Here is a 13,080-nt window from a genome sequence, read left to right on the forward strand (position 1 = left end):
GGCGGCGTGGACAGCGCGGGCCCCGGCCGGGCGCGGTGTGTAAGGTGCCCGGGACAGGCATTCCTTTAACACCGTCCAGTGAGGCGGGGAAGGAGCGGCCCGGATGACCTCCGGTACCCCCGTGCCCGGCGACGACAGCGTCGCGGGCACCACCGCGACCGTCGTGCTCGGCGAGCAGGACGTGGCCCGCGCGCTGACGCGCATCGCCCACGAGATCCTCGAGCGCAACAAGGGCGGCGACGACCTCGTCGTCCTCGGCATCCCGACCCGCGGCGTCCCGCTGGCGCACCGGCTGGCCGAGCGGCTGGCGGCCGTCGAGCCCGGCCTGGTCGCCGAGCAGATCGTCGGCAGCCTCGACGTCACGATGTACCGCGACGACCTGGCGCAGCACCCCACCCGCACGATCGGGGCGACGAGCGTCCCCGCCGGCGGCATCGACGGCAAGGTCGTGGTGCTGGTCGACGACGTGCTCTACTCCGGCCGCACGATCCGCGCGGCGCTGGACGCCCTGAACGACCTGGGCCGCCCGCGCGCGGTGCAGCTCGCGGCGCTGGTCGACCGCGGCCACCGGGAGCTGCCGATCCGGGCGGACTTCGTCGGGAAGAACCTGCCGACGTCGACGGTCGAGCGCGTCCGCGTGCTCATGGCCGAGACCGACGGCCGCACCGCCGTGCTGATCGAGGGGGGTGCGCGATGAGGCACCTGCTCTCGACGACGGACCTGGACCGCGCGGCGGCGATCCGCGTGCTGGACACGGCCGCCCAGATGGCCGCGACGCAGGGCCGGCAGATCAAGAAGCTCCCGACGCTGCGCGGCCGCACGGTGGTGAACCTGTTCTTCGAGGACTCCACCCGCACGCGCATCTCGTTCGAGACGGCCGCCAAGCGGCTGAGCGCGGACGTCATCAACTTCTCGGCCAAGGGGTCGAGCGTGTCCAAGGGCGAGTCGCTCAAGGACACCGCGCTGACCCTGCAGGCGATGGGCGCGGACGCGATCGTGATCCGGCACCAGGCGTCGGGCGCGCCGCACACCCTCGCGCACGCCGGCTGGACCGAGGCCGCGGTGGTCAACGCCGGCGACGGGATGCACCAGCACCCCACGCAGGCGCTCCTGGACGCGTTCACCATCCGCCGGCACCTCACGGGCGACGCGGCCAACCCGGACGGCGTCGGCAACGACCTCGCCGGGCTGCACGTCGCGGTGGTCGGGGACGTCCTGCACAGCCGCGTCGCCCGGTCGAACGTCGACCTGCTGCACACGCTCGGCGCCCGGGTGACCCTGGTCGCGCCGCCGACGCTGCTGCCCGTCGGCGTGGGCCCGTGGCCGGCGGAGGTGTCCTACCGGCTGGACGACGTGCTCGCCCAGGGCCCGGACGCGGTGATGATGCTCCGCGTGCAGCGCGAGCGGATGTCGACGGCGGGCGGCGGGTTCTTCCCGAGCCCGCTGGAGTACACGCGGCTGTACGGCCTCGACGCGCGCCGTCTCGCGACCCTGCCGGACCACGCGATCGTGCTGCACCCCGGCCCGATGAACCGCGGGCTGGAGATCTCGGCGGACGCGGCCGACTCCCCGCGCGCGGTCATCGTCGAGCAGGTCGCGAACGGCGTGGCGGTGCGGATGGCCGTGCTGTACCTGCTGCTCGCGGGCGACGGCGACACCGGCGCGGCGCCCGCCACCGGCGCGGTACCCACGATCCAGACCCGCACGGCCACCGAGGTGAGCGCACGATGACCACGCAGTACCTGCTCAAGGACGTGGCCCCGCTCGGTGGCGAGCGCACGGACGTGCTGATCGCCGGCGGCCTGGTCGCGGCGATCGGCGCGGAGGCGGGGGACGCGAGCGAGAACGCTCCCGACGACCTGCACGTGATCGACGCGACCGGCATGGTGCTGCTGCCCGGCCTGGTCGACCTGCACACCCACCTGCGCGAGCCCGGGCGGGAGGACGCCGAGACCATCGCGTCCGGCACGCGCGCCGCGGCGGTCGGCGGGTTCACCGCGGTGCACGCGATGGCGAACACCACCCCGACGCAGGACACGGCGGGCGTGGTGGAGCAGGTGTGGCGGCTCGGCCGCGAGGCCGGGTGGGTCGACGTGCACCCGGTCGGCGCGGTGAGCGTCGGGCTGGCGGGGGAGCACCTGGCCGAGCTGGGCGCCATGGCGGACTCGGCCGCCCGCGTCCGGGTGTTCTCCGACGACGGGAAGTGCGTGCACGACCCCGTGCTGATGCGCCGCGCGCTGGAGTACGTGAAGGCGTTCGACGGGGTCGTCGCGCAGCACGCCCAGGAGCCGCGGCTCACCGAGGGCGCCCAGATGCACGAGGGCGTGGTGTCCGCGGAGATCGGCCTGGCCGGCTGGCCGGCAGTGGCGGAGGAGGCGGTCATCGCCCGCGACGTCCTGCTGGCCGAGCACGTCGGGTCGCGGCTGCACGTCTGCCACCTGTCGACCGCCGGGTCGGTGGCGATCATCCGCTGGGCCAAGTCCCGCGGCATCGACGTGACCGCCGAGGTGACGCCGCACCACCTGGTCCTCACCGACGAGGAGGCGCGCGGCTACGACCCGGTGTTCAAGGTGAACCCGCCGCTGCGCACGCAGGCCGACGTGGACGCGGTCCGCGCGGGGCTCGCGGACGGGACGATCGACATCGTCGCGACCGACCACGCCCCGCACACCCGCGAGGACAAGGACTGCGAGTGGGCGGCCGCCGCGTTCGGGATGACCGGCCTGGAGACCGCGCTGTCCGTAGTGCAGCAGACGATGGTCGACACCGGCCGGATGACCTGGGCGGACGTCGCCCGGGTGCTGTCGGTGAACCCGGCGCGCATCGGCCGCGTCGAGGGTCACGGCCGCCCGGTCGCCGTGGGGGAGCCCGCCAACCTCGTGCTGGTCGACCCCGCCGCCCGGCGGGTGGTCGAGCCGGAGCAGCAGGCGACCGCCTCGGCGAACTCGCCGCTGCGCGGCCGGGAGCTCCCGGGCCGGGTCGTCGCGACGTTCCTGCGCGGGCGCGCCACGGTGCTCGACGGCGTGCCGCAGGACGACGCGACCGGCAGCCGGCACGGCGCGCCGTTCGCCGCGGGGCGGGTGACGCCCTGATGCCGCCCTGGCTCTCCGTGACGATCCTCGTCGTGCTCGGCGTCGCCCTGCTGCTCGGCATGGTGAAGGGCTGGCGGCGGCTGCAGCGCGGCACGAGCGCGGTCCCCGCCCCGCCGGCGGTCCCGGACGAGGCGGACCTCGGCGCCGCGCGCACCGCGGCGTTCGACGGCGTCTACGTCTCCAGCACCCGCGCCGGCGACTGGCTGGACCGGGTGGGAGCGCACGGCCTCGGCGTGCGGTCCGTCGCCCAGGTGCAGGTGCACGACGCGGGCGTGGTCGTGCGACGACGAGGCGCGCCGGACGTGTTCGTCCCGCGCGCGGCGCTGCGCGCGGTCGGCACGTCCGGCGGCATGGCCGGCAAGGTGGTCGGCGGGGAGGGCCTGGTCGTGCTGACCTGGGTGCCCGACCCGCAGCGCGACCCCCGCGGCCTCGACACGGGCCTGCGCCTGCGGCACCCGCACGAGCGGGACGAGCTGCGCGCGGCCGCCCAGGAACTGATCGGATCGACGCCCGCCGCGAGCGGGCCGGAGGAGACACGATGACGGACGCACTGCTGGTCCTCGAGGACGGGCGGACGTTCGCCGGCGAGTCCTACGGGGCCACCGGCCAGACCTGGGGCGAGATCGTCTTCAACACCGGCATGACCGGGTACCAGGAGACGCTGACCGACCCCAGCTACCACCGCCAGATCGTCGTGATGACGGCGCCGCACATCGGCAACACCGGCGTGAACGACGAGGACCCGGAGTCGGGCCGCATCTGGGTGTCCGGCTACGTGGTGCGCGACCCCGCGCGCCGCGCGTCGAGCTGGCGGTCCCGCCGGACGCTCGACGAGGAGCTGGCCGCGCAGGGCGTCGTCGGCATCTCCGGCGTCGACACCCGGGCGCTGACCCGGCACCTGCGTGAGCGCGGCGTGATGCGCGCGGCCATCGTGTCGGGCGACGCGCTGCTCGACGCCGCGGGCCGCCCGCGCGCCGCCGAGGACCTGGTCACCGAGGTGCGCGAGCGCCCGCAGATGGCCGGCGCCGACCTGGCGGGCGAGGTCTCGACCGACGCCGCGTACGTGGTCCCGGCGCTCGGCCCGGACGGGCAGCCGCTCACCGAGCCCGTGGCGCGCGTCGCCGCGGTGGACCTCGGCATCAAGTCGATGACCCCGCAGCGGATGGCCGAGCGGGGCATCGAGGTGCACGTGCTGCCCGCGCTGTCGTCCATCGACGACGTGCTCGCGACCGCCCCCGACGGCGTGTTCTTCTCGAACGGCCCCGGCGACCCGGGTGCCGCGACGCACGAGGTCGAGCTGCTCCGCGAGGTGCTGGACCGCAAGATCCCGTTCTTCGGCATCTGCTACGGCAACCAGATCCTCGGCCGGGCCCTCGGGTACGGGACCTACAAGCTCGGCTACGGGCACCGCGGCGTGAACCAGCCGGTGCTCGACCGCGCCACCGGCCGGGTGGAGATCACCGCGCACAACCACGGCTTCGCCGTCGACGCCCCGCTCGACGAGGTGTCGGTCGCCCCGCACGACGGCGGCCGCTACGGCCGGGTCACGGTCTCGCACGTCGACCTGAACGACGACGTGGTGGAGGGCCTCGCGGCGCTCGACCTGCCCGCGTTCTCCGTCCAGTACCACCCGGAGGCCGCGGCCGGCCCGCACGACGCCGCCTACCTGTTCGACCGGTTCCTCGACCTGATGCGCGACCCGGCCGCCGGCGCCGCCGCCGCCGGTCAGGCCACCGACCCCGCGACCCCGAAGGGAGCCGGCGCCTGATGCCTCGCCGCACCGACATCCACAGCGTCCTCGTCATCGGCTCCGGCCCGATCGTCATCGGCCAGGCCGCCGAGTTCGACTACTCCGGCACCCAGGCGTGCCGCGTGCTCAAGGAGGAGGGCCTGCGGGTCGTCCTCGTGAACTCCAACCCGGCCACGATCATGACCGACCCGGAGTTCGCCGACGCCACCTACGTCGAGCCGATCACCACCGAGGTCCTCACCACGATCATCGCCAAGGAGCGCCCGGACGCGATCCTGCCGACGCTGGGCGGCCAGACCGCGCTCAACGCCGCGATCGCGCTGGACGAGGCCGGCGTGCTCGAGCAGTACGGCGTCGAGCTGATCGGCGCGAACATCCCCGCCATCCAGAAGGGCGAGGACCGCGAGCAGTTCAAGCAGGTGGTCGAGGTCTGCGGCGGCGAGTCCGCGCGGTCCGCGATCGTGCACACCATCGACGACGCGCTGGCCGCCGTGCAGGACCTCGGCTACCCCGTGGTCGTGCGCCCGTCGTTCACGATGGGCGGGCTGGGCTCCGGGATCGCCTACGACGAGGCCGACCTGCGCCGGATCGTCGGCCAGGGCCTGCACTACTCGCCGACCACCGAGGTGCTCCTGGAGGAGTCGATCCTCGGCTGGAAGGAGTACGAGCTCGAGCTGATGCGCGACAAGAACGACAACGTCGTGGTCGTCTGCTCCATCGAGAACGTCGACCCGGTCGGCGTGCACACCGGCGACTCCGTCACCGTGGCCCCGGCGCTGACCCTGACGGACCGCGAGTTCCAGCGGCTGCGCGACATCGGCATCGCGGTCATCCGCGAGGTCGGCGTCGACACCGGCGGCTGCAACATCCAGTTCGCGATCCACCCGGACACCGGCCGGATCATCGTCATCGAGATGAACCCGCGCGTGTCCCGCTCCTCCGCGCTGGCGTCCAAGGCCACCGGGTTCCCGATCGCGAAGATCGCCGCCCGCCTGGCCGTCGGCTACACGCTGGACGAGATCCCGAACGACATCACGGGCTCCACCCCGGCCTCCTTCGAGCCCACGCTCGACTACGTCGTGGTCAAGGTGCCGCGGTTCGCGTTCGAGAAGTTCCCGGCGGCCGACCCGACGCTCACCACGACCATGAAGTCGGTCGGCGAGGCGATGGCCCTCGGGCGCAACTTCACCGAGGCGCTCGGCAAGGCCATGCGGTCCCTGGACCGGAAGGGGTCGACGTTCCACTGGGACGACGAGCCGCTGACCGGCGACGCGCTCGACGCGCTCGTCGGGACCGTCTCGCGGCCGACCGAGCACCGCCTGGTCGACGTCCAGCAGGTGCTCCGCGCCGGCGTCACGGTCGACGAGGTGTACGCCCGCACGGGGATCGACCCCTGGTTCCTCGACCAGGTGCAGCTGATCAACGAGGTGGCCGCCGAGACCGCCGCCGCGCCGGAGCTGAGCCGCGCCGTGCTCGCCCGCGCCAAGCGGCACGGGCTGTCGGACACGCAGATCGCAGCCCTGCGCGGGGACAGCGAGGACGTCGTGCGCGGCGTGCGGCACGCCCTGGGCGTCCGGCCGGTCTACAAGACGGTCGACACCTGCGCCGCCGAGTTCGCCGCCCGCACGCCGTACCACTACTCGTCCTACGACGAGGAGACGGAGATCGCCCCGCGCGAGCGTCCCGCGGTGCTGATCCTCGGCTCGGGCCCGAACCGCATCGGCCAGGGCATCGAGTTCGACTACTCCTGCGTGCACGCGACGCTGGCGCTCAAGGGCGAGTTCGAGACCGTCATGGTCAACTGCAACCCCGAGACGGTGTCCACCGACTACGACACGGCGGACCGCCTGTACTTCGAGCCGCTGACGTTCGAGGACGTCCTCGAGGTCTACGAGGCCGAGAAGGCCGCCGGACCGGTCGCGGGCATCATCGTGCAGCTCGGCGGCCAGACCCCGCTGTCGCTCGCGCAGCGGCTGGAGGACGCGGGCCTGCCGATCCTGGGCACGCCCCCGAAGGCCATCGACGCCGCCGAGGACCGCGGGGCGTTCGGCGCCGTGCTGGCCGCCGCGGGGCTGCCCGCGCCGGCGTTCGGCACCGCGACGACCCTGCCCGTGGCGCGCGAGACGGCCGCCCGCATCGGCTACCCGGTGCTGGTCCGCCCGTCCTACGTGCTCGGCGGCCGCGGCATGGAGATCGTGTACTCGGACGAGCAGCTGACCGAGTACGTCGAGCGGGCGCTGGCCGACGCCACCGCGCGGGGCGGCTCGCTGCCCCCGCTGCTGATCGACCGGTTCCTGGACGACGCCATCGAGATCGACGTCGACGCGCTGTACGACGGCACCGAGCTGTTCCTCGGCGGCGTCATGGAGCACATCGAGGAGGCCGGCATCCACTCCGGCGACTCCGCGTGCGTGCTCCCGCCGGTGACGCTGTCGGAGGCCGAGCTGCAGCGCATCCGCACCTCCACCGAGGCGATCGCGTCGGGCGTCGGCGTGCGCGGGCTGCTCAACATCCAGTTCGCGCTGGTCTCCGATGTGCTCTACGTCCTGGAGGCGAACCCGCGGGCGTCGCGCACGGTGCCGTTCGTGTCGAAGGCCACCGGGGTGCCGCTGGCCAAGGCGGCCGCGCTCATCATGACGGGCCGGTCGATCGCGGACCTGCGCCGTGAGGGCGTCCTGCCCGCCGACGACGCGAGCGTCCTGGACCTGGACGCGCCGATCGCGGTGAAGGAGGCCGTGCTGCCGTTCAAGCGGTTCCGCACCGGCGACGGCACGGTGGTCGACACCGTGCTCGGCCCGGAGATGCGGTCCACCGGCGAGGTCATGGGCTTCGACACCGACTTCCCGACGGCGTTCGCGAAGTCCCAGTCGGCGGCCTTCGGCGGTCTGCCGACCTCCGGCAAGGCGTTCATCTCGGTGGCCGACCGGGACAAGCGCTCGATCGTGTTCCCGGTCAAGCGCCTGGTCGAGCTCGGGTTCGAGATCCTCGCGACCGAGGGCACCGCGACGGTGCTGAAGCGCAACGGCATCGCGTCGACCGTCGTCCGGAAGTTCTCGCGGGGCCGCGGCCCGGCGGGGGAGCCGACGATCGTCGACCTCATCACCGCCGGCGAGGTCGAGATGGTCGTCAACACGCCGTCCGGCCAGGGCGCCCGCGCCGACGGGTACGAGATCCGCGCGGCCACGACCGCGGCGGACAAGGCCATCGTGACCACGGTGCAGCAGCTCGGTGCCGCGGTGCAGGCCATCGAGGCCGTCACCGCGGGCCCGTTCCGGGTCGCGAGCCTGCAGGAGCACGACGCGGCCACCGCGGCACGCCGGGCCGCGGTCGCGGAGGCCCGTGCGGAGGCGGCCGGCGCGGCGGCGGTGACGGCGTGAGGCCGTTCGGCGCCCGCCTCGCGGCGGCGACGGCCGAGCACGGCCCGCTGTGCGTCGGCATCGACCCGCACGTCTCCCTGCTCGACGCGTGGGGGCTGCCCGACTCCGCCGAGGGTCTGCGCCGGTTCGCGCTGACCGTCATGGAGGCCGTCGGCGGGCGGGTCGCCGCGGTGAAGCCGCAGTCGGCGTTCTTCGAGCGGCACGGGTCCGCGGGCGTCGCCGTGCTGGAGGAGGTCGTGGCCGCCGGCCGGGACACCGGCACGCTGGTCGTCGTGGACGCCAAGCGCGGGGACATCGGCTCGACCATGGGCGCCTACGCGGACGCGTACCTGCGCGACGGGTCGCCCCTGGCCGGGGACGCACTCACGGTGTCGCCGTACCTGGGGTTCGGCTCGCTGGCGCCGGCGGTCGAGGCGGCCCTGGCCACCGGCCGCGGGCTGTTCGTGCTCGCGCTGACCTCCAACCCCGAGGGGCCCGCGGTGCAGCACGCCCGCGACGCCGACGGGGTGGCGGTCGCGGACCGGGTCGCCCGGGAGGCGGCGGAGGCCAACGCGGCGGAGCTCGCGCGGGCCGGGGGCGACCTCGGGTCCGTCGGGCTGGTCGTCGGGGCCACCATCGGCGACGCGGCGGCCCGCCTCGGGGTCGACCTCGCGGCCGTCCGGGGCCCGCTCCTGGCGCCGGGCGTCGGCGCGCAGGGGGCAGGCCCGGCGGAGCTCGCCGCGGTGTTCGGCGCGGCCCGCTCGGCGGTGCTCGCGTCGAGCTCCCGCGGGGTGCTGGCGGCGGGCCCGGACCCCCGGGCGCTCCGGGACGCCGCTCGCGCGGCGGCGGACGCGGCGGGCGCGGCCCTGCGCTGACCCGCCCGCCCGGTTCCCGCGTCGATCGCGCCCCGTGGCCGGGACTGCGCCTCCAGCAGGGGGCGCGGTCCCGGCCGAGGGGCGCAGTCGGTGCGCCCGGCGTCCGGGCCGACCGGGGCGCCGGGCGAAGGCCGCCCGGTGCGACACGCTGCGGGGACGTGCCGGACCGGCCATCCCGTGCCATCCTCGGGAGATGGGGTCCGCGGGGCCCGGTGCGACGTCGCACCGGGGGCTGAGGATCACGTACGTTTCATGCCCCTGCCTCCTGACAGTGACGAGAAGGTGACTCACGTGGCACTTCCGACTCTCACCCCCGAGCAGCGCGCCGCGGCCCTCGAGAAGGCCGCCGCCGCCCGCCAGGCACGTGCGGAGGTCAAGAACCGGCTCAAGTACTCCCAGGGCACGCTGTCCGAGGTGATCGCGCAGGGCCAGAAGGACGAGACCATCGGCAAGCTGAAGGTCCTGGCGCTGCTGGAGTCCCTGCCCGGAGTGGGTAAGGTCAAGGCGCGCCAGATCATCACCGAGATCGGGATCTCCGAGACCCGTCGCGTGCGCGGCCTCGGCCCGCACCAGGTGAAGGCGCTCGTCGACCGGTTCGGGTGAACCGGCCGCCGGTCCCGTTCCCGGCCCCGCGAGGGGTCGCACAACTCCAGGAGCACCGCACAGCATGACGACGACGCGCGCCCGGCTGACCGTCCTCGCCGGACCGACCGCCGTCGGCAAGGGCACCGTGTCCGCCGACCTGCGCGCCCGGTACCCGCAGGTCTGGCTGTCGGTCTCGGCCACGACCCGGGCGCCGCGGCCCGGGGAGGTCGACGGGGTGCACTACCACTTCGTGTCCGCCGAGGAGTTCGACGCGATGGTGGCGGGCGGTGAGCTCCTCGAGTGGGCGGTCGTGCACGGCCGCAACCGGTACGGCACCCCCCGGCGGCCGGTCGAGGAGCGCCTGGCCGCCGGGGAGCCCGCGCTGCTGGAGATCGACCTGCAGGGCGCGCGCCAGGTGCGGACCACCATGCCGGACGCGCAGTTCGTGTTCCTCGCGCCGCCGTCGATGGAGGAGCTGGTGCGCCGCCTCGTCGGGCGCGGGACGGAGGACGAGGAGGAGCGGGCACGCCGCCTCGCGACCGCGGAGGTCGAGATGGCCGCGGAGCCGGAGTTCGACCACGTGATCGTCAACGACGACGTGCGGCGCGCCACGGACGAGCTGGTCGCCCTGATGGGCTTGCCCGCCGCGGTAGACTGACCGGCAGTCCCCACCCTCACGACCTCGGGAGCCCTCGTGTCCGGAACCGTCGCCGAGCCCATCGGCATCACCGACCCGCCCATCGACCGTCTGCTGGAGCGCGCCGACTCCAAGTACGCGCTCGTCATCTACTCGGCCAAGCGCGCCCGGCAGATCAACGCCTACTACTCGCAGCTCAACGAGGGCCTGCTCGAGTACGTCGGCCCGCTGGTCGAGACCCGCCCGCAGGAGAAGCCGCTGTCCATCGCGATGCGCGAGATCGACGCGGGCCTGCTGACGGTCACCGCGAACGAGGCCTGAGCCTCCCACCCCCGTGCGCATCGTCCTGGGCGTCGCCGGCGGCATCGCCGCGTACAAGGCCGCCCACGTCCTGCGCCTGCTGACCGAGGCGGGGCACGACGTGCGCGTCGTGCCCACCCGGGCGGCCCTGGAGTTCGTCGGCCGTGCCACCTGGGAGGCCCTGTCGGGGCACCCGGTGACGCCCGAGGTGTTCGACGACGTCCCCGAGGTCGCGCACGTCCGCCTCGGGCGGCAGGCCGACCTCGTGGTCGTCGCCCCCGCCACGGCGGACCTCCTCGCGCGGGCCGCCTCCGGCCGGGCGGACGACCTGCTCGCCGCCACGCTGCTCACGGCGACGTGCCCGGTGCTGATGGCCCCGGCCATGCACACCGAGATGTGGCAGCACCCCGCGACGCGCGCGAACGTCGCGACGCTGCGCGAGCGCGGCGTGCACGTGCTCGACCCCGACTCCGGGCGCCTGACCGGCGCGGACTCCGGCCCCGGCCGGCTGCCCGAGCCGGAGGCGATCGCCGCGGCCGCCCTCGCGCTGGTGGACCCGGAGGGCAAGCCGCGCCGGCAGGACCTGGCCGGCCGCACCGTCGTGGTCTCCGCCGGCGGCACGCGTGAGCCGCTGGACCCGGTCCGGTTCCTCGGGAACCGGTCGTCCGGGCGTCAGGGCGTCGCGCTCGCGCGCACGGCCCTCGCCCGCGGGGCGCGCGTCACGCTCGTCGCCGCGAACCTCACCGTCCGGCCGCCCGCCGGGGTGCACGTCGTGCCCGTCGAGACCACGGCGCAGCTCCGCGACGCCGTCCGCTCCGCCGGGGCCGACGCGGACGTGGTGGTCATGGCCGCCGCCGTCGCCGACTTCCGGCCGGCCGTCGACCAGGCGCACAAGATCAAGAAGCAGCCGGACGGCGCCGTCGCGCCGCTGGAGCTGGTGCAGAACCCCGACGTGCTCGCCGAGCTGGTCGCCGACCCGGTGCGCCCCGGGCAGGTCGTGGTCGGGTTCGCGGCCGAGACGGGCGACGCGGACGCGGGCGTCCTGGAGCACGGCCGCGCGAAGGCCCGCCGCAAGGGCGCCGCGCTGCTCGCCGTGAACGCCGTGGGCGCCGGGCGGGGCTTCGGGACCGAGCACAACGCCGTGACCGTGCTGGACGCGCGCGGCGAGGTCGTCGCGACGGCCGAGGGCAGCAAGGACGCCGTCGCCGACGGGCTGTGGGACGCGGTCGTGGACCGCCTGCAGGGCTAGCCGTCCCGGGCCAGTAGCCTGAGCGCATGATGATCGCCGACCTGCGCCTCTTCACGTCCGAGTCCGTCACCGAGGGGCACCCGGACAAGGTCTGCGACCAGATCTCCGACGCGATCCTCGACGCGATCCTCGAGCAGGACCCGACGGCCCGCGTCGCGGTCGAGACCATGGTCACCACCGGCCTCGTGCACGTCGCCGGAGAGGTGACCACCAGCGCCTACGTCGAGATCCCGCAGATCGTCCGCCAGGTCGTGCGCGGCATCGGCTACACCTCGTCCGACATCGGCTTCGATGGCGACTCCTGCGGCGTCTCCGTGTCGATCGGGCAGCAGTCCCCGGACATCGCGCAGGGCGTCGACAAGGCGCTGGAGTCCCGCCAGGACGCGGAGGACCACGACCCGCTGGACCTGCAGGGCGCCGGCGACCAGGGCCTGATGTTCGGCTACGCGTCGGACGACACGGACAGCCTGCTGCCGCTGCCGATCTGGCTGTCGCACCGCCTGGCGGAGCGCCTCGCGCTGGTCCGCAAGGAGGGCGTGGTCCCGGACCTGCGCCCCGACGGCAAGACGCAGGTGACGGTGGGCTACGAGGGCGACCGCGCGGTGCGGCTGGACACGGTCGTCCTGTCGACGCAGCACGGCCCCGGGGTGCACCTGGAGACCGAGCTCGCCCCGGCCATCGCCGAGCACGTCGTCGCGCCGGTCCTCGCCGACGCCGGGCTCGACCTGGACGTCAGCGACTACCGCCTGCTCGTGAACCCGACGGGGCAGTTCGTCGTCGGCGGGCCCCAGGGCGACGCGGGCCTCACCGGGCGGAAGATCATCGTCGACACCTACGGCGGCATGGCGCGCCACGGCGGCGGCGCGTTCTCCGGCAAGGACCCGTCCAAGGTCGACCGCTCCGCCGCGTACGCGATGCGCTGGGTCGCGAAGAACGTCGTCGCCGCTGGCCTGGCCCGCCGCTGCGAGGTGCAGGTCGCCTACGCCATCGGCAAGGCGCACCCCGTCGGCCTGTACGTCGAGACCTTCGGCACCGAGACCGTGCCCGTCGACCGGCTGACCGCCGCGATCCGCGAGGTGTTCGACCTGCGGCCCGCCGCGATCATCCGCGACCTGGACCTGCTGCGGCCGATCTACCAGCGCACCGCGGCGTACGGGCACTTCGGCCGGCCGCTGCCCGAGTTCACGTGGGAGCGCACCGACCGCGTCGACGCCCTGCGCGCCGCGCTGTCCTGAC

The 13,080-nt window shown here is 74.6% G+C and carries 12 protein-coding genes; all 12 read left to right on the plus strand.

The genetic code is table 11. The features are described from left to right. Positions 1 to 103 precede the first annotated feature (103 nt). The 12 genes from pyrR to metK all read left to right on the plus strand — a co-directional run bounded on the left by pyrR (position 104) and on the right by metK (position 13,079). Positions 104 to 697 carry a bifunctional pyr operon transcriptional regulator/uracil phosphoribosyltransferase PyrR gene (pyrR, locus tag QNH85_RS00850; protein WP_213281701.1) on the plus strand — a complete coding sequence of 198 codons (594 nt, stop codon included), beginning with the start codon at positions 104 to 106 and terminating at the stop codon, positions 695 to 697. Continuing rightward, positions 694 to 1,731, plus strand: a complete 1,038-nt coding sequence (locus QNH85_RS00855) for an aspartate carbamoyltransferase catalytic subunit (RefSeq protein ID WP_282943935.1) — start codon at positions 694 to 696, stop codon at positions 1,729 to 1,731. The genes pyrR and QNH85_RS00855 overlap by 4 nt, the downstream gene beginning before the upstream one ends. Next, the gene (locus tag QNH85_RS00860; RefSeq protein ID WP_282943937.1) at positions 1,728 to 3,092 is read left to right on the plus strand and encodes a dihydroorotase; all 1,365 of its coding nucleotides are present in this window, start codon (positions 1,728 to 1,730) and stop codon (positions 3,090 to 3,092) included. Before QNH85_RS00855 ends, QNH85_RS00860 begins: the two co-directional genes overlap by 4 nt. Further along, complete coding sequence (locus tag QNH85_RS00865) at positions 3,092 to 3,634, plus strand: PH-like domain-containing protein (RefSeq protein WP_282943939.1); 543 nt, start codon at positions 3,092 to 3,094, stop codon at positions 3,632 to 3,634. Before QNH85_RS00860 ends, QNH85_RS00865 begins: the two co-directional genes overlap by 1 nt. Beyond that, the gene (carA, locus tag QNH85_RS00870; RefSeq protein ID WP_282943940.1) at positions 3,631 to 4,860 is read left to right on the plus strand and encodes a glutamine-hydrolyzing carbamoyl-phosphate synthase small subunit; all 1,230 of its coding nucleotides are present in this window, start codon (positions 3,631 to 3,633) and stop codon (positions 4,858 to 4,860) included. Before QNH85_RS00865 ends, carA begins: the two co-directional genes overlap by 4 nt. Next, positions 4,860 to 8,219, plus strand: coding sequence for a carbamoyl-phosphate synthase large subunit (carB, locus tag QNH85_RS00875; RefSeq protein ID WP_282943943.1), 3,360 nt, complete (start codon positions 4,860 to 4,862; stop codon positions 8,217 to 8,219). The genes carA and carB overlap by 1 nt, the downstream gene beginning before the upstream one ends. Then, entirely contained in the window at positions 8,216 to 9,073 is an 858-nt protein-coding gene (gene pyrF / locus QNH85_RS00880; RefSeq protein WP_213281707.1) for an orotidine-5'-phosphate decarboxylase, read from the plus strand. The genes carB and pyrF overlap by 4 nt, the downstream gene beginning before the upstream one ends. Before the next feature lie 291 nt (positions 9,074 to 9,364). Next, positions 9,365 to 9,676, plus strand: a complete 312-nt coding sequence (gene mihF, locus QNH85_RS00885; RefSeq protein ID WP_146832040.1) for an integration host factor, actinobacterial type — start codon at positions 9,365 to 9,367, stop codon at positions 9,674 to 9,676. 64 nt (positions 9,677 to 9,740) lie between these two features. Further along, the gene (gene gmk / locus QNH85_RS00890) at positions 9,741 to 10,316 is read left to right on the plus strand and encodes a guanylate kinase (protein ID WP_213281708.1); all 576 of its coding nucleotides are present in this window, start codon (positions 9,741 to 9,743) and stop codon (positions 10,314 to 10,316) included. 36 nt (positions 10,317 to 10,352) lie between these two features. After that, positions 10,353 to 10,616, plus strand: a complete 264-nt coding sequence (gene rpoZ, locus QNH85_RS00895; RefSeq protein ID WP_203667121.1) for a DNA-directed RNA polymerase subunit omega — start codon at positions 10,353 to 10,355, stop codon at positions 10,614 to 10,616. A gap of 13 nt (positions 10,617 to 10,629) precedes the next feature. Further along, the gene (gene coaBC / locus QNH85_RS00900) at positions 10,630 to 11,844 is read left to right on the plus strand and encodes a bifunctional phosphopantothenoylcysteine decarboxylase/phosphopantothenate--cysteine ligase CoaBC (RefSeq protein WP_282943947.1); all 1,215 of its coding nucleotides are present in this window, start codon (positions 10,630 to 10,632) and stop codon (positions 11,842 to 11,844) included. 26 nt (positions 11,845 to 11,870) lie between these two features. Beyond that, on the plus strand, positions 11,871 to 13,079 hold the full coding sequence (gene metK, locus QNH85_RS00905) for a methionine adenosyltransferase (protein ID WP_428830335.1): 1,209 nt from the start codon (positions 11,871 to 11,873) through the stop codon (positions 13,077 to 13,079). Position 13,080: the final 1 nt, after the last annotated feature.

This window comes from Cellulomonas endometrii (genome assembly GCF_949769265.1).
In the GTDB taxonomy this organism is placed as follows: Bacteria; Actinomycetota; Actinomycetes; order Actinomycetales; family Cellulomonadaceae; genus Cellulomonas; species Cellulomonas endometrii.

Bases quoted from the DNA above. Each gene is read 5' to 3' on its own strand.
- pyrR (WP_213281701.1), top strand. From the start codon at position 104: ATGACCTCCGGTACCCCCGTGCCCGGCGACGACAGCGTCGCGGGCACC.
- QNH85_RS00855 (WP_282943935.1), top strand. From the start codon at position 694: ATGAGGCACCTGCTCTCGACGACGGACCTGGACCGCGCGGCGGCGATC.
- QNH85_RS00860 (WP_282943937.1), top strand. From the start codon at position 1,728: ATGACCACGCAGTACCTGCTCAAGGACGTGGCCCCGCTCGGTGGCGAG.
- QNH85_RS00865 (WP_282943939.1), top strand. From the start codon at position 3,092: ATGCCGCCCTGGCTCTCCGTGACGATCCTCGTCGTGCTCGGCGTCGCC.
- carA (WP_282943940.1), top strand. From the start codon at position 3,631: ATGACGGACGCACTGCTGGTCCTCGAGGACGGGCGGACGTTCGCCGGC.
- carB (WP_282943943.1), top strand. From the start codon at position 4,860: ATGCCTCGCCGCACCGACATCCACAGCGTCCTCGTCATCGGCTCCGGC.
- gmk (WP_213281708.1), top strand. From the start codon at position 9,741: ATGACGACGACGCGCGCCCGGCTGACCGTCCTCGCCGGACCGACCGCC.
- metK (WP_428830335.1), top strand. From the start codon at position 11,871: ATGATGATCGCCGACCTGCGCCTCTTCACGTCCGAGTCCGTCACCGAG.